Here is a 19,776-nt window from a genome sequence, read left to right as displayed (position 1 = left end):
GCTGGCTCGGTGCCCTCCCTGATCGAGCTCGTGCGGAGCCACACGGACCTCGACGAGGACGACGTGGCGTGGTTGCAGCTGCTCATGGCCGACTGGCAGATCATCGCGGACCTTTCCTTCGCGGACCTCGTGCTGTGGCTCCCCGACCAGCGCGGCAACGGGTTCTGGGCGGGCGCCCAGATGCGGCCCACGACCGGCCCCACGGCGTACGTCGACGACATCGTGGGGACTTTCGTGCCCGCCGGGCGGCGCGCGATGCTCGACGAGGCGTGGGCGCACGGCCGCCTGGTGCGCGAGGGAGACCCCGAGTGGCGCGACGACGTGCCGGTGCGGGTGGAGACCATCCCCGTACGGCGGTCCGGGCGGGTCATCGCCGTCATCGCCCGCAACACCAACCTGCTCGGGGTGCGCACACCGAGCCGGCTCGAGCTGTCCTACCTCCAGACCGCCGCCGACCTGACCCAGATGATCGCCGCCGGGCACTTCCCGTCCACCGGTCAGCGCAGCGACCACGCCGACTCACCCCGCGTCGGCGACGGCTTCCTGCGCGTCGACGAGGCCGGCCGGGTCGTCTACGCGAGCCCCAACGCGCTGTCGGTCTACCGGCGGCTCGGGCTCTCGGGCGACCTGACGGGTCTCGTGCTGACCGACCTCACCCGCGACCTGGTCCCGCCCCGGCGGCGCCCCGACGAGGAGACGCTGAGCGCGGTGCTCGGCGGCCGCGCGCAGCGCGACACCGAGATCGGCACCGACCTGGTGTCCCTGATCGTGCGGGCCATCCCCCTGCGACCGCTGGGCGAGCACATCGGCGGCCTGATCCTGGTGCGCGACGTGACCGAGCTGCGCCGGCGCGACCGGGAGCTGGTCACCAAGGACGCGACGATCCGCGAGATCCACCACCGGGTGAAGAACAACCTGCAGACCGTCGCGGCGCTGCTGCGGCTCCAGGCCCGCCGGATCGACTCCGAGGAGGCGAAGCTCGCGCTCGAGGAGGCCGTACGCCGGGTCGGCTCGATCGCCATCGTCCACGAGACGCTCAGCCAGGCCGTGGGGGAGACCGTCGAGTTCGACGAGATCGCCGACCGGCTCGGCACCATGGTCGCGGAGGTCGGCTCGCTCGGAGGCCGGGTGCGCGTGCGCCGCGAGGGCACGTTCGGGGTCCTGCCCTCCGAGTCGGCCACCGCGCTGGCGATGGTGCTGACCGAGGTGCTGCAGAACGCCGTCGAGCACGGCTACGACCCCGAGGACGCCGAGGCCACCGGCACGATCACGGTCACCGTGCAGCGCCTGGTGGGGCGGCTGCACATGACCGTCGAGGACGACGGTCGTGGACTGCCGCCCGACTTCGACCTGGACACGTCGGCCAGCCTCGGGCTGTCGATCGTCCGCACCCTCGTCGAGTCCGAGCTCGGCGGCCTGCTGACGATCGGCCCGAGCCCGCACGGGAGCGGGACGCGCGCCGAGGTCGACGTACCTCTCGACTGAGGCCTACCCCAGCAGGGTCAGGCCGTCCGGACGCGGGAGCGCGCGTTGCGGCGCTTGAGCGCCCGCCGCTCGTCCTCGCTGAGCCCACCCCACACGCCGTGGTCCTGACCCGCCTCGATCGCCCACGCCAGGCACTGCTCGCGCACGTCGCAGCGTCGGCACACCTGCTTGGCCTCCTCGATCTGGAGGATGGCCGGACCGGTGTTGCCGATCGGAAAGAACAGCTCCGGGTCCTCATCGAGACACGCGGAACGGTGGCGCCAATCCATGGAGGGTGGATCTCACTTTCGCATTGAGTGCAGGCAGGGGTACTCAGGCCTGCGGGCGCGCGTGTAGTCGCAAATGTGAACGATTTCACGAGCGGAAGGTCCAGACTCGCAAGTAAACCCGCCCGGATCAAGCCTTTTGGTAGGTCGGTTGGGTCACAGGCAGTCCCACCGGGGAGCCCCGTACGCTGCGAACGTGTCCGAACCGGCCCCTCCGGGCGTGCCCGCCAACCCGCCCCAGCTCCTCGTCGCGGCCTCGCTGGTCGCCGTCCAGGGACTGCTGCTGCTCCTCTTCGCGGTGCTCGAGGCCGCCAGCCTGTCCTCCGAGCGGATGTCGATGGGCCTCACCACGAGCGCGTTCTTCTTCGCGTACGGCGCCGCGCTGCTGGGCTGCGCGTGGGCGCTCACCCGCCAGCACGCGTGGGCCCGTGGCCCGGTGCTGCTGACCCAGCTGATCCAGCTCGGGCTCGCCTGGAACCTGCGCGACCGGCTCGAGCTGAGCATCCCGATGGCCCTGGTCGCCCTGATCGTGGTCGCGGGCATGCTGAGCCCGGCCACCCAGGACGTGCTCGCCGACGACCCGATGCGGGGCCGGGCGGACTAGTCCTGCTCCTCCAGCGAGGCCCGCAGCTGGTCCAGGGTGCGGGTGAGCAACCGCGAGACGTGCATCTGCGAGACGCCGATCTCCTCGGCGATCTGGGACTGGGTCATGTTCTTGAAGAAGCGCAGGAGCAGGATCTTCTTCTCGCGGGGGTCCAGCTTGTCGAGCAGCGGCTTGATCGACTCGCGGATCTCGACGTGCTCGAGCCCCTCGTCGTCGACGCCGATCGCGTCGAGCATCGACGGGGTCGAGTCGTCGGAGTCGTCGGAGGCGTCGAGCGAGAGGGTGGAGTAGGCGTTGCTCGACTCGATCCCCTCCACGATCTCCTCCACCGTGCAGCCGATGGTCTCGGCCAGCTCGCGCGGGGTGGGGGAGCGGCCGAGCGACTGGGTCAGCTCGGCCGACGCGGCACCGATCTGCATGCGCAGCTCCTGGAGCCGGCGCGGCACCCGGATCGCCCAGCCCTTGTCCCGGAAGTAGCGCTTGATCTCGCCGATGATCGTCGGCGTGGCATAGGTGGAGAACTCCACGCCCCGGTCGGTGTCGAACCGGTCGATCGACTTGATCAGGCCGATCGTGCCCACCTGCACGAGGTCCTCGAACGGCTCACCGCGGTTGCGGAACCGGCGCGCGCAGTGCTCCACGAGCGGCAGGTGCAGGCGGACCAGCGAGTCGCGCGCCGCGTCACGGGTGGACTGAGGGGAGGTGTCGTCGTGGAACTCCACGAACAGCCCCGCGCTCGTGAAGCGCGTGAGCTCGACCCCGACCAGGGGTTCGTCGTCGTCCGAGACCGTGACGTCCCGGGGAGGTGGGGCGTCCATGTCAGAGGCCGGGTCCGCCGGCTGTCGACTGCATCGTCATGGTCACGACGAACCGGCCGTCGCGCGACTCCGCGGTGGCGGTGGTGGCGAGCGTGCTGAGCACCTGCCACGCGAAGCTGTCGTAGTCGGGTGCCGGCGCCTCGGCGGACGTGACCCCGACGGCGATCCGGAGCTCGCCGGGCGCGAGGAAGAACTCGCAGGTGAGGTCGGAGCCGAGGTCGGCCTCGGGCAGCACCATCGCGTTGGCCTCGCCGACGGCGATGCGCAGGTCCTCGATGTCGTCGATCGTGAAGTCGAGGCGCGCGGCCAGGCCCGCCGTCGTCGTACGCAGCACGGAGGCGTAGGCGCTGTCGGCGGGGAGACGCAGCTCGACGTCGGCCCGGCCGTTGGTGATGCCGCCCTGAGCGGTGCCCGTCTCAGACATGTGTTCGTCCTTCGTTGGTGCGGGTCAGGTCGACCGACCCTACTGCGATGGTTGCGAGCAACGGCCGAGGCCGGCCACCGGTGTGTACCCGGTGACCGGCCTCGACAAACGCTGGTCTAGTGCTCGAGAACGTCAGGCCTTCTTGGTCTCCCAGAAGATCTCGTCGATCTCGTCGATCTTGGCGAGCAGCTCGTCGGCCTTGCCGGCGTCGAGCTCACCCTTGGTGCCCGAGGCGCCGGCGAGCTTGGTCGCCTCGTTGACCAGGGTGTGGAGCTGGGGGTACTTCTCGAAGTGCGGGGGCTTGAAGTAGTCGGTCCACAGCACCCACAGGTGGTGCTTGACCAGCTCGGAGCGCTGCTCCTTGATCAGGATGGCCCGCGTCCGGAAGTCGGGGTCGTCGTTGTCGGCCACCTTGGCGATGATCGCCTTGATCGACTCCGCCTCGATCCGTGCCTGGGCCGGGTCGTAGACACCGCAGGGGAGGTCGCAGTGGGCCGAGACCTCAACAGTGGGGGCGAACAGTCGCGCAAACATGCGTGTCCTCTCGTCGTCGTGTGAGCTTCTCGCTGGGACACTACTCCGCATGCGGGAGGGTGGACGAGGCGCGTTCTGGGGGTGGGCACTCGTGCGCGGTGAGTCCATGGAGCCGGCGCTGTCGGCGGGCGACCGGCTGCTGGTCTCCTACCGCCGCCGACCCGCACCCGGGGACGTCGTGGTCGCGCGCTTCCCCGACGGGACGCTCACCGTCAAGCGCGCCGCGGAGCGTCGTACGACGGGCTGGTGGCTGCTCAGCGACAACGCCAGGGCCGGGGTCGACTCGCGCCACCGCGGGCCGGTCGCCGACGCGGACGTGCTCGCCGTCGTGCTGGCCCGTGCCTGGCCCCGCCCTGCTCGGCGGCTGTGACGGGCCTCATCTGGGACTGGTGCGGGCAACGCATTCGCGTGTGGAAGGATCGACGTTCGTGGCTGCCGCTGACTCTTCCTCGCACCCGCATGCCGGCGACCCCGTCTTCGACCTGCACGTCGGCGGGAAGATGCAGACCGTCTCGACGGTTTCGCTGACCGGTGCCGACGACCTCTCGAAGGCCTACACGCCCGGCGTGGCGCTGGTGTGCGAGGCGATCGCCGCCGACCCGTCGATGACCCAGCACTACACGTGGGTGCCCAACGTGGTCGCGATCGTGAGCGACGGCACCGCCGTGCTCGGCCTCGGCGACATCGGGCCTGCCGCCGCGATGCCGGTGATGGAGGGCAAGGCCGTGCTGTTCAAGCAGTTCGGTGGCGTCGACGCCGTGCCGATCTGTCTCGACACCACCGACGTCGAGGAGATCATCGAGACCGTGGTCCGCCTGGCTCCGAGCTTCGGCGGGATCAACCTCGAGGACATCTCGGCGCCGCGCTGCTTCGAGATCGAGGACCGGCTCAAGGAGCGCCTCGACATCCCCGTCTTCCACGACGACCAGCACGGCACCGCCGTGGTCGCCCTGGCCGCACTGACCAACGCGCTGCGGCTCACCGGGCGCAGCCCCGAGGGCACCCGTGTGGTCATCTCCGGTGCCGGTGCGGCCGGTGTGGCCGTGGCCCGGATCCTGCTCGAGGCCGGCATCAAGGACCTCGCCGTGGTCGACCGCAAGGGCGTGCTGCACTCCGGCCGCGGTGACCTCACCCCCGTCAAGCGGGCGCTCGCCGTCGACACCGCCGACCACTTCGGCCGCACCGGCTCGCTGGCCGACGTGCTCGTCGGCGCCGACGTGTTCATCGGCGTCTCCGGCGGCACCGTGCCCGAGGAGTACGTCGCCACGATGGCGCCCGAGTCGATCGTCTTCGGCCTGGCCAACCCGATGCCCGAGGTCCACCCCGACGTCGCCCACCGGCACGCCCGGGTCGTGGCCACGGGGCGCTCCGACTTCCCCAACCAGATCAACAACGTGCTCGCGTTCCCCGGCATCTTCCGCGGCGCCTTCGACGTACACGCGACCGCGATCACCGAGGGCATGAAGCTCGCCGCCGCCGAGGCGCTCGCCGCCCTGGTGGGCGACGACCTGTCCGAGGACCTCATCATCCCCTCACCGTTCGACCCGCGGGTCGGCCCGGCCGTCGCCGCCGCCGTGTCCGCCGCCGCCCGCAGGGACGGCGTCGCGCGCCGCTAGGGTCGAGACATGTTCGCTGTCTACGCCGACTCCTTCGCCGCCGCCGACTCCGACGACCCGTTCTCCGGCCTCGTGGTCGGCGAGCGGCCCGACCCAGAGGTGCCCGACGGGTGGACCCGGGTGACCGTCAAGGCGGCCTCGCTCAACCACCACGACCTCTGGTCGCTGCAGGGCGTGGGCCTGCGCGAGGAGGCGCTGCCGATGATCCTGGGCTGCGACGCGGCGGGGTACGACGAGGCCGGCAACGAGGTCGTCGTGCACTCCGTGATCTCCGACCCCGCGTGGCGCGGCGACGAGACGTTCGACCCCAAGCGCTCCCTGCTCTCCGAGCGGCACCAGGGCACGTTCGCCGACTCCGTCGTGGTGCCCGCGGTCAACGTCGTGCCCAAGCCGGCGTCGCTGTCGTTCGAGGAGGCCGCCTGCCTGCCGACGGCCTGGCTCACCGCCTACCGGATGCTCTTCAGCCAGGGCGACCTCAAGCCCGGCGAGACCGTGCTGGTCCAGGGCGCCGGCGGCGGAGTCGCCACCGCGCTGATCACGCTGGCCCGCGCGGGCGGGCTCAAGGTGCTCGCCACCTCACGCGACGAGGCCAAGCGGGCCAAGGCGCTCGAGCTCGGCGCCCATGAGGTCTTCGAGTCGGGAGCCCGGCTGCCGGTCAAGGTCGACGCGGTGATGGAGACCGTCGGCCGCGCCACGTGGTCACACTCGATCCGGGCGCTGCGGCCCGGCGGGCGGATCGTCATCAGCGGCACGACGTCGGGTCCCAAGCTCGATGACGCCGAGCTGACCCGCATCTTCTTCCTCCAGCTCAGCGTGATCGGCTCGACCATGGGCACCCGCGCCGAGCTGGCGTCGCTGGTCACGATGCTGGACGCGACCGGGGCGCGGCCGCTGATCGACCGGTCGATCCCCATGGCCGACGCCCGCGAGGGCTTCGCCGCGATGGCCGGCGGCGACATCTTCGGCAAGGTCGTCTTCACGCGATGAGCGGGCCCGCCAGCCACCTGGTCACCGGCGCCGGCTCCGGGATCGGCGCCGCGCTCACCGACCGGCTGCACGCCCGCGGCGACCACCTGGTGCTGCTCGCCCGCTCCGAGGAGCGCGGCGCCGAGCTGGGCGCGCGCTACCCCGGCAGCCAGGTGCTGGTCGCCGACCTGGCCGACCCCGACGCCGTCGCCGCACTGACCGGCCTGCCCGACGAGCTCGACTCCGTGCACCACGTGGCCGGGGTCGTCGACCTCGCGCCGGTCGCCGACCAGTCGCTGGCGCACCTGCGCGCACAGGTCGACGTCAACCTCTTGGCCCCGGCCCTGCTCACGCGCCTGTGCCTCCCCGCCGTACGACGCACGCGGGGGACGATCGTCTTCGTCAACTCCTCAGCCGGGCTCTCGGCGAGCGCCGACTGGTCGGCGTACGCCGCGTCCAAGTTCGGGTTGCGCGGTTTCGCCGACTCGCTGCGGGCCGAGGAGGTCGAGCACGGCGTCCGGGTGACCACGGTCTTCCCCAGCCGGACGGCCACCCCCATGCAGGAGAAGGTGCACGAGCAGGAGGGGCGCACCTACGACGCCTCGCGGTGGATCTCCCCGGAGACCGTCGCCGACACGATCCTCCACGTGCTCGACCTGCCGCGCGACGCCACGATCCCCGAGGTCACGGTCCGTCCGGTCGTCCCGCGCGCCACCTAGGTAGAGGCGGGCTCCAGCACGAAGATCCGGATCCGGCGACCCGTGATCCGGGTGCGGTACTTCTTGTAGCCGCCGTAGATCCCCGCCGACGCAGCCATCACCTCGTCGAACTCCGCCTCCGTCGCGGGCCGGGCCACCACGTCGAGGGTCGTGCCCCGGAAGGCCACGCTGGCGTGCGGGTCGGCCTCGAGGTTGAACACCCAGGCCGGCGTGGAGGCCTGGCCGAAGTTGGTGCCGAGCAGGGCGAGCGTGTCGCCGACCGGGATCGAGATCAGGTGCGTCGTACGACGCAGGCCGGACTTGCGCCCCGTCGTGGTGACGTCGACCACCGGCAGCCCGGCCAGCAGCCCGGGCACGCTCTGTCGCCCGCCGCTGAGCCGTCCGACGGCGTCGTCGAGATGGTGCAGCAGCTTGGAGAAGAGCCAGGCCCCGAATCGGCTCGACGCGAACGCCTGCATCAGGCGCTGGAACGGGTTCGGCCGCTTGAACGCGTAGCCGAGGTCGGCGGCGATGCTCATGGGGCAGTCGACCACGAGGCGTCGGGCGGTGTCGCCCGAATGCGCAACTCAGGTGCGCGAACGCCAGTTGAGCGCGCCGACGAGGACCATCCGCAGCTGGACGCGGGCGTCCTCCACGATCTGCTTCTCGACGTCGGGGCGCCCGGGGGAGCGCAGGATCGCCTCGGCGGTGGCGACCATGGCGGTGACGATCAGGCCGGAGAGGATGCGCAGGTCCTCCGACGACCAGGTAACGGTGCCCGGCAGCCGCGCCAGGTCCGTGGCCAGCTCGTGCTCGAACAGACTGATCTCGCGGTTGATCGCCTCGCGGACCTGCGCCGGACCGGCGGCCCGCTCGCGTGCGATGAACTGGAAGTGCGCCCGTTGGCGATGCACGTGCTCGACCAGGATCCCGATCGAGGAGTCGATGGTGTCGTCGAAGCCCGGGTTGCTGCGCCGTACGTCGAGCAGCATCGCGCGCAGCGACACGAACGACTCGTCGACCAGGGCCAGGCCGAGCGCCTCGATCGAGTCGAAGTGGCGGTAGAACGCCGTCGGCACGATGCCGACCTCCTTGGCCACCTGGCGCAGGGACAGCGCGACCAGGCTGCTCTCCTCGCAGAGGGCCAGCGCGGCGTCGAGGATCGCCCGCCGGGTGCGCTCCTTGCGCTCACCCCGGGTCTCGGTCACAACCCACGACCATATCAGTGCACATGTGTGCACAGTCACGGCTGAGCCGGTTGACCTGCGACGGGAGGCCCTGCCAGGGTTTTCGGTGTACGAACGTACACTCAAACTTCGACGAAGGAGCCCCCCATGAGCATTGGGCAGAGCATCCTCCGCTCACGTGCTGTGGCCGCACTGACCTCGCCCCACGGCGTCGACCGCTACCTCGAGCAGGTCAACCCGATGTGGGCCGCCCACGAGGTGCGCGCCCGCATCGTGAGCGTCGACCGGGAGGTCGACGTCCCCGGCCACCCGCCCGTCGCCACGATCACCCTCCAGCCGACGTCGACCTGGCGCGGCCACCGCGCGGGGCAGCACGTCCAGCTCGGGGTCGAGATCGACGGCGCCCGCCGTACGACGCGGGTCTTCACCGTCTCGAGCCCCGACTCCCGCCGCGGCGACCGGTTCACGATCACGCTGCGCGCCAACCCCGACGGGGTCGTGTCGCGCTACCTGGTGAAGCGGGCCACGCCCGGAACGATGGTCCACCTCTCCGAGGCCGAGGGCGACTTCGTGCTGCCCGACCACGTCCCGGAGCACGTGCTCTTCATCTCCGGGGGCTCCGGCATCACCCCGGTGATGTCGATGCTGCGCTCCCTGCAGCGCCGCACGCACCGCGGCCGGGTGACGTTCGTGCACTACGCGCAGAGCCCCGATCACCAGATCTTCGCCGCCGAGCTCGACGAGATCCGCCGCTCCGGCCACGGCATCGACGTCCACCTGCTCCACCCCGAGCTGGGCGACCCGGCCCTCTCGCCGGCCTGGCTCGAGCGCCTGGTGCCCGGCTACCGCGACGTGCCGACCTGGGCCTGCGGCCCGGCGCCGCTGATCGAGGCCGTCCAGGCGGCGTACGACGGGTCCGACGCCCTCCGTGTCGAGTACTTCAAGGCCCCGCGGCCGGCCGCCTCCAGCGAGGTGGGCGGCGACGTCTCGTTCAGCCGCTCCGGCGAGTCGGCGCCCAACTCCGGGGCCTCGCTCCTGGAGCAGGCCGAGGCACTCGGGCTGCGTCCCGAGTTCGGCTGCCGCATGGGCATCTGCTTCACCTGCACCTCCCGCAAGAGCGAGGGCACCGTCCGCAACGTGCTCACCGGCGAGGAGTCCTCCCTCCCCGACGAAGACATCCGCATCTGCGTCAGCGCCCCTGTCGGCGACTGCACCGTGGAGCTCTGAAAGGACCGCCATGACCGTCACCGCCCAGTCCGCCCCCACCGACACCCACACGATCCCCGGCGACGCGCTGCTGCGCCGCCTCACCCCCGAGCAGATCGAGGCCTTCGGCGCCGAGCTGGACGAGATCCGGCAGCGGGTCATCGGCCGCCTCGGTGAGGAGGACGCGACCTACATCCGCAACGTCGTCAAGGCCCAGCGCGCCTTCGAGGTCGCCGGTCGGGCGCTCTTCTACGTGCCTCCCGCATGGCCGCTCGCCGTGGCCGCGCTGAGCGTCTCCAAGATCCTCGACAACATGGAGATCGGCCACAACGTCATGCACGGCCAGTACGACTGGATGGGTGACCCGGGCCTGAACTCCCGCATGTACGAGTGGGACAACGTCTGCCCGAGCGACCAGTGGAAGTACAGCCACAACTACATCCACCACACCTACACCAACATCCTCGGCAAGGACCGCGACATCGGCTACGGCATCCTGCGCATGGACGAGGAGCAGGAGTGGAAGCCGCACTACCTCGGCAACCCGCTCTACGCGACCCTGCTGATGCTCGGCTTCGAGTGGGGCGTGGCCATGCACGACCTGGAGTTCGAGCGGATCATGGCCGGCGAGAAGACGTGGGCCGAGACCAAGCACCTGCACGCCGGGCTGATCCGCAAGATCCGCAACCAGGCGCTCAAGGACTACCTGCTGTTCCCGGCGCTGACCGGGCCGCTGTTCCCGCTGACCTTCGCGGGCAACGCGACGGCCAACCTGGTCCGCAACATCTGGGCGTTCAACATCATCTTCTGCGGCCACTTCCCGGCGGGGGTCTCGACGTTCTCCCAGGAGGAGTGCGAGGACGAGTCGCGCGGGCACTGGTACTACCGCCAGCTCCTGGGCTCGGCCAACATCACCGGCAGCAAGCTCTTCCACGTGATGACCGGCAACCTGTCGCACCAGATCGAGCACCACCTCTTCCCCGACCTTCCGGCGCGGCGCTACCCGGAGATCGCGGAGGAGGTCCGCGAGATCTGCGAGCGCTACGGGATCGCCTACAACACCGGCCCCCTGGGCAAGCAGCTGGGCAGCGTCGCGCGCAAGATCTGCCGCTTCGCCCTGCCCGACAAGGCGCCCCGCTTCCTGCCCGGCTTCCTCGGCGGCGGCCGCTCCGGGGAGCCGGTGGCCGAGACCCCGTTGGCCGCGTGAGCATCGAGGGCCACAATGGCCGGATGAGCGAGCGTCCCGGCCCCGACCGCCTCTCCAAGCCGGAGATCGGCAAGGACGCCGTGCAGTCCACCGTGGAGGCCGCGGCCTCCACGGTCGGCGAGGTCGCCGGCATCATCACCAAGGCCGTGCAGGACGTGGCGGGCGCGCTGGGTGGCTTCGCCACCGAGCTGTTCGAGATCAAGGACGCCTCTAAGAAGGCCGCCGAGGAGCAGGGCGACTGACCGCCGGGCTCAGCGGCTCACGCGGTCCCAGCGGCGCTGCTTGACTGCCAGGTGCAGCTCCAGCCGGACCCGCCCGTCGCCGAGGTCCATGGTGAGGACCGCGGCCAGCCGCTCCAGCCGGTAGTAGAGGCTGCTGCGGTGCAGGCGCAGCCGTGCGGCCGTCGCCCGGACGTCGCCGGCGAGGTCGAGGTAGGCCTCGAGCGTCTCCAGCAGCATCGGGCCCGAGGGCGACGCGTCGAGCGCCGCCAGCGGGTCCGGGTGGGCCGGGTCGGAGTCGAGCCGCCGGTAGATCCCGAGCGCGGACCAGTGCGCGGGCGAGGGCACGGAGGGGTCGTCGGCGGAGATCCGGGCCGCCAGCTCGGCCTGGCGCACCAGCGCTGCGCCCGCGGCCCGGCCCGGCTCGCCCGGGTCGCTGACCCCGACCGCCGTGCCGGCGGGGGCAGCGGCCACCGCACGTCGCAGCTCGTCCTCGGTGGCGACGACGGCCGGCGGGCGGTCGTCGGCAGTGGCCACCACGCGCAGCCGGGCGCTGCGCCGCTCGCGCCCCGTCAGGAGGCGCGCGAGGTCGCCGGAGGCACGACGTACGGCGTCGAGGTCGGCGTCGGTCAGCGGCGTGCCGTCGTCGAGCAGCCACACCAGCGCCACACACCGGTCCTGGGCGCGGACCACCAGACAGCGGCGAGCGGAGAGCTCCAGCGAGGCGTTGGCCGGCACCCGCTGCAGGGTGCCGATCGTGAGGTCGACGTGGCGAAGCTGCCACGCGTGCACGTCGGGGGCGACGCTGCGGCGCAGGATGCTGCTGACCCGGGCCCGGTCGCTGTCGTCGCCCCGGATGCTGTGGGCGAGCAGGTCCCCCTCGGGGCCGTCGAGCGTGAGGCTGCGGTCCAGGTCGTCCGCGAGCGAGTCGAGCACGTCCTGGACGTCTCCCGCACCCACCCGTGGCCTCCGCTCCGCCGTGCCTGTTCGTACAACTGTAGGAGAGAGTTCCCGTAGGTCCGTGCACGCGTCCGGTGCGCGTGCTCCCCGCCCCGCCCTAGGTTGGCGCCCATGACGCACGCTCTCCAGCACCGGCCCTGGGTCCCCGCCGCCAGCGAGGCCCTGGTCGCCGACCTCGCGGCCCGCGCGGCCGACGCCTCCCCGGCCGAGGCCCTCGCCGAGATCGACCGGCTGGTCGCCGAGAACGACCGGATCCACAACGTCGAGACGCTCAACCTCAACCCGGCCACGAACCTGATGAACCCCCGCGCCGAGGCCCTGCTCTCGGCCCGGCTCGGGTCACGCGCGTCGCTGGGCTACCCGGGGGAGAAGTACGAGACCGGGCTCGAGGCGATCGAGCGGATCGAGGTCCTGGCCGCCGAGCTCGCCGCCGAGGTCTTCGGGGCGTCGTACGCCGAGATCCGGGTGCCGTCGGGTGCCGTCGCCAACCTCTACGCGTTCCTGGTGACCTGCGAGCCGGGCGACACGATCATCGCGCCGCCGCCCTCCATCGGCGGACACGTGACCCACCACGCGGGAGGCTCGGCGGGGATGTACCGACTCCGCACCGTTGAGGCGCCCGTGGACCCGCAGGCGTTCACCGTCGACCTGCCCCGGCTCCGGGACCTGGCTCACGAGGTCCGGCCGCGGCTGATCACGCTGGGCGCGAGCCTCAACCTCTACCCGCACCCGGTGTCCGCCGTGCGCGAGATCGCCGACGAGGTCGGGGCCAAGGTGCTCTTCGACGCGGCCCACGTGTGCGGCCTGGTCGCCGGGGGCGCCTGGCCCAACCCGCTCGACGAGGGCGCGCACCTGATGACGATGAGCACGTACAAGAGCCTCGGCGGCCCGCCCAGCGGACTCATCGTCACCAACGACGCCGAGTTGGCACAGCGCCTGGACGCCGTGGCCTACCCCGGCCTCACGGCCAACTTCGACGCCGCCAAGGCCGCCGCGCTCGCGGTCACGATGGTGGACTGGAAGGTCGCCGGGGCGGCGTACGCCGCCAGGATGGTCGAGACCGCCGCCGCGCTAGCCGAGGGCCTGGAACGACGGGACGTCGCGCTCTACCGCGGGGCACACGGGCCCACGCGCTCGCACCAGCTCGCGGCGCTCGCCGAGCCGTTCGGTGGCGGGCAGCGGGCCTCGCAGCGGCTGCGCCGGGCCAACCTGCTCACCTGCGGCATCGGCCTGCCGGTCGCGGAGGTCCCGGGCGACAACAACGGGCTGCGGCTGGGCACGCCCGAGGTGGCGCGCCTCGGCATGACCGCCGCCGACATGGACGACCTGGCGGGCTTCGTCGCGGCCGGCCTCGACCCCGCCACCGACCCGGCGAGCGTCGGCCCTAAGGTCACGCAGTGGCGCGCGCAGTTCAGCGGAGTCCATTTCACCGCCGACCTGCCTGGCTGACCCAGCCGCGCTTCACGTGCCTGGGCAGGCTGGTGGACCGTCGGGTCGCGCGGAGGGGGTGGCGTGGTCAGGTTCGCCGGTGAGTGGTTCGGTGCCGGCGCGGTCACGGCCGAGCAGATGTTCGCGGGGGCCACAGGTAGGCGCCGAGTCGGGGACGTCGTAAGCCTCGAGCTGAAGTGCCTCGACACAGCGGGGCAAGGTTGCAGGAACAGGTAGGTCCGCCACGGTTGTGCGGAACGACGTGGTCGATGTCGCAGCGGGCCGCTGGTCTGCTGCACCACGGGAACACGCAGTGGTGGTCCACGAGAGTGTCTTGCTCGACCAGGCGCTCGGGGACCTCGTAGGCGCCGACGTGGATGTGGTCGGCGAGGTCGCGGACGGGTTTCACGATGATCGTGGCGTCGGGGTTGCCGCACCAGGCGCGAATGCTCTCGGCGAGGATCGGTGTCCGGGTGTTGTCGCACCGACCGACGTTGTCGGCCCCGGGGCTGGCGCCGTTGGGGTTGCCGAACACGGTGTCGCCGTGGAGGTGGACCACGATCTGGCGGTGGGGTCTGTCGTAGGCGAGGGTGGCGTGGCCGCGGGCGAGGTCTCCGACCGCCAACGCCCGGCGGACGTCGAGCGACTCGTCGCAGCCGAGGTCCTTGAGCTCGGCGGCCCGTGTGGACAGGGCGAGGTCGAGGTCGAGTGCATCGGGGAGGTCGAGGACGCCGTCGACGGAGACGGTCCCGGCGGGGGTGACCTGGTCCTTGTGGATGTCGAAGCAGCGGCCGTCAGCGTCCCGGCGGCGGGCCTTCTCTGCGGCTTCGGGGTCGAACCGGAGCCTGGCTGCGTCGACCTGGCGCAGGACTTCGGCGAACGAGACCTTGTGCGCGACGAACGCGACGCGTTGGTCCACGAACGCCGCACCCTGCCCCGGCAACGACATGGTGTGCTCCGCGATGAGCCTGGCCCGCCAGAACGGAAGGACGCCTGAGGCGACGCGCTCCCACAGCCTGGGGAGGCGGTAGCGCACTTCGAGGGCTGCTCCGACGTACCTCTTGGCGGAGTCGGTCGACTGGCCCAGGGCGGCGCCGAGCTCCATGACCGCGAACTCCGAAACCCAGGGTGCCCCGTCGCCGGCCAACGGGATCCCGTGGTCGCCGAACGCGGCGTCGCCTTCGTCGTCGGTCTCGTGGATCACGCACCACTCGAGTAGGGCGTTGAGGGTGCGTAGCTCTGCTCGGGTCTGAGCTGCTTTGCCCGAGCGGACCTGATCCAGCACGGAGCTGGCGTCGGGTCCGGTCGGGGTGGTCATGGGGGCAAGTCAAGCAGCGAGCACCGACAGTGAGGGGCCTCAGAAGCCTTGTTCCACAGGGGTTTCGAGAAATTTCTAACATTTTACTATGGTGGTTTCGAGGCTCGTCGCTGGCGCTCCTCGCACCTCAACCACCGTCGGAATCGGGCCCCAGTTCCCCGAGGACACAGTCACCCTCACGAGGGTCTCGACGCGGGCTCGCTGGCGCTCGCCCGGCTCGACCAACGAGAAAAGGCGAGCGGCTCAGCCGAAGGTCATCCGGAACGCCGACATCCGGGCCGAGGCCAGGGGGCGGGCGCCGCGCAGCCAGGCCAGGGGCCCGTCGGCGGCGAACTCCCAGTGGCCGCGGCACGGCAGCGCCTTGGACGAGCCCTGCAGGGTGGCGGTCTTCTCGTCACCGCCCTCCGGGAGCTCGGGCTGCCAGGTGCCGCCCTTGAACGGCAGCCGCAGCGCGGCCCGCGAGACGTCGGTGAAGCGGGCGGAGGCGATCGGTCGCCGCCCGGCGGTGGCGGACCACTGCGTGCGCGAGAGCGGACCGGTGTGGCTGGTCTCGAGGGTGAAGTCGCACAGCCCCTTCGGGATCGCCCACAGCTCACGGCCACCGGCGACGGACGCGGGGGAGTCGACCCAGATGTCGGTGATCGTCACGCGGCGGCCGTGCTCGTCGGACTTGACCGGCCGGGCGACCAGGAGCTCGGAGTAGGTCAGCGGGCTGCCCTCCTCGTAGCTGACGAAGGCGGCGCCGTAGACGCCCGCGGGCCGGGTCTCGTCGACCTGCTCCTTCACCTTGAACAGGGAGAGCCACAGCGAGCCCACCATGCTCCACGGGGCGGCGGGGTAGGACGTCGTCTCGGGGGTCGTGTCGGCGTTCGTCTTGGGGGTCTGTTCAACCATGCCCGGAACCCTAGCGGGGTTCGGGGGTCAGTCGTCCGGGTCGTCCAGCCGCGCGAGCCAGGTCGCGAACCGCTCGACGGCGGTCTCGAACTCCGGGTGGATGTCGGTGAACTCCTGGAGGCGCTCGGACAGCCACGCCAGGGTGACCTCCTCGTCACCCCGGCGCTTCTCGAGCTCCTCGATCCCGCGGTCGGTGAAGTACATGCCAGTCCTTAGGAGAAGGCCCGGTCCAGCAGGTCCTTCTGCTCGGCAGCGTGCCGCTTGACGGTGCCCACGGACGGCGAGCTGGACGCCTCGCGGGTCACGGGCTCCACCTGCGCGTCGACCTCGGGCCACACGTTCAGCGCGTAGTTGGGCCACGGACCCATGTTGACCGGCTCGTCCTGCACCCAGCGCACCTGCTTGAGGTTGGGGTAGCGCGCGATCTCGGACCGGATGTCGTCGAGCGGGTGCGGGTAGAGCTGCTCGACCCGGGCGATCGCGAAGCGCTCGCCGTTCTCCCGCTTGGCGCGGTCGACCATCAGGTCCCAGGTCACGCGACCCGAGCACACCAGCAGCGTGTCGACCTTGCTGGGGTCGGCGGACTCGTCACCGATGAACGGGCGGAACGCGCCGCTCGTGAAGTCGGCCGGCTGGGAGGCCGCCTCCTTGCGCTTGAGCATCGACTTCGGGGTGAAGACGATGAGCGGGCGGTGCTTCTCGCCGAGCGAGTGGCGCCGCAGCAGGTGGAAGTACGACGCCGGGGTCGACGGCTGCGCGACCACGAAGGCCTCGTCGGCGGCCATCGTCATGAAGCGCTCGATCCGCGCGGACGAGTGGTCGGGGCCCTGGCCCTCGTAGCCGTGGGGGAGCAGCAGCACGACGCCCGACTCCTGGCGCCACTTGGTCTCGCCGGAGCTGATGAACTCGTCGATCACGGTCTGGGCGCCGTTGACGAAGTCGCCGAACTGCGCCTCCCACAGCACCAGGGCCTCGGGGCGGGCCACGGAGTAGCCGTACTCGAAGCCGAGGGCGGCGTACTCGGACAGCAGCGAGTCGTAGACGTAGAACTTGCCCTGGTCCTCGGTGAGCGAGGACAGCGGCGTCCACTCGTCGGCGTTCTTGCGGTCGATGATCGTCGCGAAGCGGGAGACGAACGTGCCGCGGCGGGAGTCCTGGCCGGCCAGGCGCACCGGGCGGCCGTCCATCAGCAGGGCGCCGAAGGCGAGGATCTCGCCGGTGCCCCAGTCGATCGGTCCCTCGGTGATCGCGGTCGCCCGGCGCTGCAGCTGCGGCATCACCTTGGGGTGGACCGTGAAGCCGTCGGGCGGGGTGACGTAGGCGTCGGCGATCCGCTTAAGGGCCTCCATCGGGATGGCGGTCTCGGTGTCGCCGGCCGGCTTGTCCGGGTAGTCCGGCACGGTGGTCCACTCGGACGGCTGGCTGCTCGCCTCGCGCACCTCGGTGAAGACCCGCTCCAGCTGCTGCTGGTAGTCGCGCAGGACCTGCTCGGCCTCCTCGATCGTGATGTCGCCACGACCGATCAGGGACTCGGTGTAGAGCTTGCGGACCGAGCGCTTCTGCTCGATCAGGTCGTACATCAGCGGCTGGGTGTACGACGGGTCGTCGCCCTCGTTGTGCCCGCGACGTCGGTAGCAGACCAGGTCGATCACGACGTCCTTCTTGAACGCCTGGCGGTACTCGAACGCGAGCCGGGCGACCCGGATGCACGCCTCGGGGTCGTCGCCGTTGACGTGGAAGATCGGCGCCTGCACCATCCGGGCGACGTCGGTGCAGTAGAGCGAGGAGCGCGACGAGCCCGGCGAGGTGGTGAAGCCCACCTGGTTGTTGACGACCAGGTGGATGGTGCCGCCGGTGCGGTAGCCGCGCAGCTGGCTGAGGTTGAGCGTCTCGGCCACGACACCCTGGCCCGCGAAGGCCGCGTCGCCGTGCACGAGCAGCGGGAGCACGGGGTACTCGGCGCCGCGGTTGAGGACGTCCTGCTTGGCGCGGGCGATGCCCTCGAGCACCGGGTCGACCGCCTCGAGGTGCGAGGGGTTGGCCGCGACGGACACCTTGATCTTGTGCCCGGAGCCGGCCTCGAACTCGCCCTCGGCGCCCAGGTGGTACTTCACGTCGCCGGAGCCCTGCACCGTGCGCGGGTCGATGTTGCCCTCGAACTCACGGAAGATCTGGGAGTACTTCTTGCCGACGATGTTGGCCAGCACGTTGAGCCGGCCGCGGTGGGCCATGCCGATCGTGACCTCGTCGAGGTTGGCCTCGGCGGCCGCCTCGCAGATCTCGTCGAGCACCGGGACCGTGGTCTCGCCGCCCTCGAGGCTGAACCGCTTCTGCCCGACGAACTTGGTCTGGAGGAACGTCTCGAAGGCCTCGGCCTGGTTGAGCTTGAGCAGGATCCGCAGCTGCTCCTCGCGGGGCGGCTTGGTGTGGGGCTGCTCGACCCGCTCCTGGATCCACCGGCGCTGCTCGGGGTCCATGATGTGCATGTACTCGATGCCGGTGGTGCGGCAGTAGGAGTCGCGCAGGATGCCGAGGATCTGGCGCAGCTTCATGAAGCGCCGGCCCTCGCCGCCGAACGAGCCGGTCGCGAACTCCCGGTCGAGGTCCCACAGGGTGAGCGCGTGCGACTCGACCTCGAGGTCGGGGTGGCTGCGCTGGCGGTATTCGAGCGGGTCGGTGTCGGCCATCATGTGGCCGCGCACGCGGTAGGCGTGGATCAGCTCGAGGATGCGCGCCTGCTTGCTGATCTCGTCGTCGTGGGACGTCGAGATGTCGTTGCTCCAGCGGATCGGCTCGTAGGGGATGCGCAGCGAGCGGAAGATCTCGTCGTAGAAGTCGTCCTCGCCGAGCAGCAGCTGGTGCATGCGCTTGAGGAACTCGCCCGACTGGGCGCCCTGGATGACGCGGTGGTCGTAGGTGGAGGTGAGCGTCATGACCTTGCTGATCGCGTTGCGCGCGATCGCCTCGGCCGAGGCGCCCTGCCACTCAGGGGGGTACTCCATGGCGCCGACGCCGATGATCGCGCCCTGCCCGGCCATGAGGCGCGGCACGGAGTGGACGGTGCCGATGCCGCCGGGGTTGGTCAGCGAGATCGAGGTGCCCTGGAAGTCGGTGACCGCGAGCTTGTTGTCGCGCGCCTTGCGGACGATGTCCTCGTAGGCGGTCCAGAACCCGGCGAAGTCCATGGTCTCGGCGGCCTTGATGCTCGGCACCAGGAGCTGCCGGCCGCCGTCGGGCTTCTGGACGTCGATGGCCAGGCCGAGGTTGATGTGGGCCGGGGTGATCAGGGTGGGCTTGCCGTCGCGGGTCTCGAAGCCGTTGTTCATCTCCGGCATCGAGCGCACCGCCTTGACCAGCGCGTAGCCGATCAGGTGGGTGAAGGAGACCTTGCCGCCGCGGGCGCGGGCCAGGTGGTTGTTGATGACCGTCCGGTTGTCCCAGAGCAGCTTGACCGGCACCGACCGCACCGAGGTGGCGGTGGGCACGGTCAGGGAGGCGTCCATGTTGTGCGCCGTGCGGGCGGGGGCGCCACGCAGCACGGTGTACGTCGGCTCGTCGCTGGCCGCGGCCGGCTCGGCCGGGCGCGACTCCTTGGGCATGGGGTCGCTGGTGCCCTTGGCAGGCTCGGCGGCCTTGGTCTGCGGGCGCGGCTTGGCGACCGGAGCCGGCTTCGCCTCGCTCTTGGTCTCACCCTCGGCTTCGGGCGCAGCCTCGCTCTTGGCCGGCGCGTCGGCGTTCGCCTCAGGCTCGGCCTTGGGCTCGGTCTTCGACTCGGCCTTGGCCGGCGTGGCCCCGTTGGTCGAGGAGCCGTTGGTCGATGCTGCACCCCCGCCGCTCTTGAAGTAGTCGACCCACGTAGCGTCGACACTGCCCGGGTCCGCGGTGTAGCGCTCCCGCATCTCCTCTACGAGCCACTCGTTGGCTCCCAGTGACGAGGAGGGTTGGGG

At 71.1% G+C, this 19,776-nt stretch carries 21 protein-coding genes; 10 read left to right on the top strand and 11 right to left on the bottom strand.

Annotation, left to right across the window (positions count from 1 at the left end; genetic code table 11):
- Nucleotides 1-9: 9 nt before the first annotated feature.
- On the top strand, nucleotides 10-1,485 hold the full coding sequence (locus BLR90_RS16930; protein ID WP_091026398.1) for a sensor histidine kinase: 1,476 nt from the start codon (nucleotides 10-12) through the stop codon (nucleotides 1,483-1,485).
- 17 nt (nucleotides 1,486-1,502) lie between these two features.
- On the opposite strand, the gene BLR90_RS16925 is transcribed toward BLR90_RS16930, so the two are convergent.
- Nucleotides 1,503-1,754, bottom strand: a complete 252-nt coding sequence (locus BLR90_RS16925) for a WhiB family transcriptional regulator (RefSeq protein WP_091026397.1) — start codon at nucleotides 1,752-1,754, stop codon at nucleotides 1,503-1,505.
- 193 nt (nucleotides 1,755-1,947) lie between these two features.
- Between BLR90_RS16925 and BLR90_RS16920 the strand changes: the two genes are divergently transcribed.
- On the top strand, nucleotides 1,948-2,355 hold the full coding sequence (locus BLR90_RS16920) for a hypothetical protein (RefSeq protein WP_143016246.1): 408 nt from the start codon (nucleotides 1,948-1,950) through the stop codon (nucleotides 2,353-2,355).
- On the opposite strand, the gene BLR90_RS16915 is transcribed toward BLR90_RS16920, so the two are convergent.
- The 3 genes from BLR90_RS16915 to sodN all read right to left on the bottom strand — a co-directional run bounded on the left by BLR90_RS16915 (nucleotide 2,352) and on the right by sodN (nucleotide 4,131).
- Nucleotides 2,352-3,173 (bottom strand): RNA polymerase sigma factor SigF, encoded by an 822-nt coding sequence (locus BLR90_RS16915; protein ID WP_091026395.1) that lies wholly within the window; start codon nucleotides 3,171-3,173, stop codon nucleotides 2,352-2,354. The genes BLR90_RS16920 and BLR90_RS16915 overlap by 4 nt on opposite strands.
- A gap of 1 nt (nucleotide 3,174) precedes the next feature.
- Entirely contained in the window at nucleotides 3,175-3,597 is a 423-nt protein-coding gene (locus BLR90_RS16910; protein ID WP_091026394.1) for an anti-sigma factor, read from the bottom strand.
- Nucleotides 3,598-3,729: 132 nt separating this feature from the next.
- Nucleotides 3,730-4,131, bottom strand: a complete 402-nt coding sequence (gene sodN, locus BLR90_RS16905) for a superoxide dismutase, Ni (protein ID WP_091026393.1) — start codon at nucleotides 4,129-4,131, stop codon at nucleotides 3,730-3,732.
- A gap of 49 nt (nucleotides 4,132-4,180) precedes the next feature.
- On the opposite strand from sodN, the gene BLR90_RS16900 reads away from it, so the two are divergent.
- The 4 genes from BLR90_RS16900 to BLR90_RS16885 are packed head-to-tail and all read left to right on the top strand — an operon-like array spanning nucleotide 4,181 to nucleotide 7,432.
- Complete coding sequence (locus BLR90_RS16900) at nucleotides 4,181-4,501, top strand: S24/S26 family peptidase (RefSeq protein ID WP_091026392.1); 321 nt, start codon at nucleotides 4,181-4,183, stop codon at nucleotides 4,499-4,501.
- 58 nt (nucleotides 4,502-4,559) lie between these two features.
- On the top strand, nucleotides 4,560-5,747 hold the full coding sequence (locus BLR90_RS16895; RefSeq protein ID WP_425433646.1) for an NAD(P)-dependent malic enzyme: 1,188 nt from the start codon (nucleotides 4,560-4,562) through the stop codon (nucleotides 5,745-5,747).
- A gap of 9 nt (nucleotides 5,748-5,756) precedes the next feature.
- On the top strand, nucleotides 5,757-6,734 hold the full coding sequence (locus tag BLR90_RS16890) for a zinc-binding dehydrogenase (RefSeq protein ID WP_091026391.1): 978 nt from the start codon (nucleotides 5,757-5,759) through the stop codon (nucleotides 6,732-6,734).
- Complete coding sequence (locus tag BLR90_RS16885) at nucleotides 6,731-7,432, top strand: SDR family oxidoreductase (RefSeq protein ID WP_091026390.1); 702 nt, start codon at nucleotides 6,731-6,733, stop codon at nucleotides 7,430-7,432. The genes BLR90_RS16890 and BLR90_RS16885 overlap by 4 nt, the downstream gene beginning before the upstream one ends.
- Here the strand turns inward: BLR90_RS16885 and BLR90_RS16880 are convergent.
- Together BLR90_RS16880 and BLR90_RS16875 are read right to left on the bottom strand one after the other, a co-directional pair.
- Entirely contained in the window at nucleotides 7,429-7,950 is a 522-nt protein-coding gene (locus BLR90_RS16880; protein ID WP_091026389.1) for a nitroreductase family deazaflavin-dependent oxidoreductase, read from the bottom strand. The genes BLR90_RS16885 and BLR90_RS16880 overlap by 4 nt on opposite strands.
- A 48-nt stretch (nucleotides 7,951-7,998) precedes the next feature.
- Nucleotides 7,999-8,619, bottom strand: coding sequence for a TetR family transcriptional regulator (locus tag BLR90_RS16875; protein ID WP_091026388.1), 621 nt, complete (start codon nucleotides 8,617-8,619; stop codon nucleotides 7,999-8,001).
- A gap of 126 nt (nucleotides 8,620-8,745) precedes the next feature.
- Between BLR90_RS16875 and BLR90_RS16870 the strand changes: the two genes are divergently transcribed.
- Genes BLR90_RS16870 through BLR90_RS16860 form a run of 3 tightly spaced genes read left to right on the top strand, consistent with a single transcriptional unit; the run spans nucleotide 8,746 to nucleotide 11,253 of the window.
- Entirely contained in the window at nucleotides 8,746-9,825 is a 1,080-nt protein-coding gene (locus BLR90_RS16870; protein ID WP_091026387.1) for a ferredoxin reductase, read from the top strand.
- 10 nt (nucleotides 9,826-9,835) lie between these two features.
- Entirely contained in the window at nucleotides 9,836-11,011 is a 1,176-nt protein-coding gene (locus BLR90_RS16865; RefSeq protein ID WP_091026386.1) for a fatty acid desaturase family protein, read from the top strand.
- Between the two features lie 23 nt (nucleotides 11,012-11,034).
- Nucleotides 11,035-11,253, top strand: coding sequence for a hypothetical protein (locus tag BLR90_RS16860; protein WP_091026447.1), 219 nt, complete (start codon nucleotides 11,035-11,037; stop codon nucleotides 11,251-11,253).
- A gap of 9 nt (nucleotides 11,254-11,262) precedes the next feature.
- On the opposite strand, the gene BLR90_RS16855 is transcribed toward BLR90_RS16860, so the two are convergent.
- A complete protein-coding gene (locus BLR90_RS16855) occupies nucleotides 11,263-12,189 on the bottom strand; it encodes a helix-turn-helix domain-containing protein (protein WP_091026385.1) in 927 nt (308 codons plus the stop codon).
- 111 nt (nucleotides 12,190-12,300) lie between these two features.
- Here BLR90_RS16855 and BLR90_RS16850 point away from each other — a divergent pair, with 111 nt between their 5' ends.
- Entirely contained in the window at nucleotides 12,301-13,638 is a 1,338-nt protein-coding gene (locus tag BLR90_RS16850) for a serine hydroxymethyltransferase (protein WP_091026384.1), read from the top strand.
- Between the two features lie 103 nt (nucleotides 13,639-13,741).
- On the opposite strand, the gene BLR90_RS16845 is transcribed toward BLR90_RS16850, so the two are convergent.
- The 4 genes from BLR90_RS16845 to BLR90_RS16830 form a co-directional block, all read right to left on the bottom strand.
- The gene (locus BLR90_RS16845) at nucleotides 13,742-14,935 is read right to left on the bottom strand and encodes an HNH endonuclease signature motif containing protein (RefSeq protein WP_091026383.1); all 1,194 of its coding nucleotides are present in this window, start codon (nucleotides 14,933-14,935) and stop codon (nucleotides 13,742-13,744) included.
- 243 nt (nucleotides 14,936-15,178) lie between these two features.
- On the bottom strand, nucleotides 15,179-15,829 hold the full coding sequence (locus BLR90_RS16840; protein ID WP_091026382.1) for an acetoacetate decarboxylase family protein: 651 nt from the start codon (nucleotides 15,827-15,829) through the stop codon (nucleotides 15,179-15,181).
- Between the two features lie 27 nt (nucleotides 15,830-15,856).
- Nucleotides 15,857-16,033, bottom strand: a complete 177-nt coding sequence (locus BLR90_RS21125; protein ID WP_091026381.1) for a DUF6104 family protein — start codon at nucleotides 16,031-16,033, stop codon at nucleotides 15,857-15,859.
- An 8-nt stretch (nucleotides 16,034-16,041) separates the two neighbouring features.
- Nucleotides 16,042-19,728, bottom strand: coding sequence for a multifunctional oxoglutarate decarboxylase/oxoglutarate dehydrogenase thiamine pyrophosphate-binding subunit/dihydrolipoyllysine-residue succinyltransferase subunit (locus BLR90_RS16830; RefSeq protein ID WP_245715368.1), 3,687 nt, complete (start codon nucleotides 19,726-19,728; stop codon nucleotides 16,042-16,044).
- Nucleotides 19,729-19,776 lie beyond the last annotated feature (48 nt).

Source organism: Nocardioides szechwanensis (genome assembly GCF_900103935.1).
Lineage (GTDB): Bacteria > Actinomycetota > Actinomycetes > Propionibacteriales > Nocardioidaceae > Nocardioides > Nocardioides szechwanensis.
The sequence above is the reverse complement of the archived record's forward strand: the minus strand, read 5'-3'. Positions and strand labels throughout refer to the sequence as shown.

Excerpts from the sequence above, each read along its gene's own strand:
- BLR90_RS16925 (WP_091026397.1), bottom strand. The coding sequence starts at position 1,754 with ATGGATTGGCGCCACCGTTCCGCGTGTCTCGATGAGGACCCGGAGCTG.
- BLR90_RS16915 (WP_091026395.1), bottom strand. The coding sequence starts at position 3,173 with ATGGACGCCCCACCTCCCCGGGACGTCACGGTCTCGGACGACGACGAA.
- BLR90_RS16910 (WP_091026394.1), bottom strand. The coding sequence starts at position 3,597 with ATGTCTGAGACGGGCACCGCTCAGGGCGGCATCACCAACGGCCGGGCC.
- sodN (WP_091026393.1), bottom strand. The coding sequence starts at position 4,131 with ATGTTTGCGCGACTGTTCGCCCCCACTGTTGAGGTCTCGGCCCACTGC.
- BLR90_RS16900 (WP_091026392.1), top strand. The coding sequence starts at position 4,181 with ATGCGGGAGGGTGGACGAGGCGCGTTCTGGGGGTGGGCACTCGTGCGC.
- BLR90_RS16890 (WP_091026391.1), top strand. The coding sequence starts at position 5,757 with ATGTTCGCTGTCTACGCCGACTCCTTCGCCGCCGCCGACTCCGACGAC.
- BLR90_RS16885 (WP_091026390.1), top strand. The coding sequence starts at position 6,731 with ATGAGCGGGCCCGCCAGCCACCTGGTCACCGGCGCCGGCTCCGGGATC.
- BLR90_RS16880 (WP_091026389.1), bottom strand. The coding sequence starts at position 7,950 with ATGAGCATCGCCGCCGACCTCGGCTACGCGTTCAAGCGGCCGAACCCG.
- BLR90_RS16870 (WP_091026387.1), top strand. The coding sequence starts at position 8,746 with ATGAGCATTGGGCAGAGCATCCTCCGCTCACGTGCTGTGGCCGCACTG.
- BLR90_RS16865 (WP_091026386.1), top strand. The coding sequence starts at position 9,836 with ATGACCGTCACCGCCCAGTCCGCCCCCACCGACACCCACACGATCCCC.
- BLR90_RS16860 (WP_091026447.1), top strand. The coding sequence starts at position 11,035 with ATGAGCGAGCGTCCCGGCCCCGACCGCCTCTCCAAGCCGGAGATCGGC.
- BLR90_RS16850 (WP_091026384.1), top strand. The coding sequence starts at position 12,301 with ATGACGCACGCTCTCCAGCACCGGCCCTGGGTCCCCGCCGCCAGCGAG.
- BLR90_RS16845 (WP_091026383.1), bottom strand. The coding sequence starts at position 14,935 with ATGACCACCCCGACCGGACCCGACGCCAGCTCCGTGCTGGATCAGGTC.
- BLR90_RS16840 (WP_091026382.1), bottom strand. The coding sequence starts at position 15,829 with ATGGTTGAACAGACCCCCAAGACGAACGCCGACACGACCCCCGAGACG.
- BLR90_RS21125 (WP_091026381.1), bottom strand. The coding sequence starts at position 16,033 with ATGTACTTCACCGACCGCGGGATCGAGGAGCTCGAGAAGCGCCGGGGT.
- BLR90_RS16830 (WP_245715368.1), bottom strand. The coding sequence starts at position 19,728 with ATGCGGGAGCGCTACACCGCGGACCCGGGCAGTGTCGACGCTACGTGG.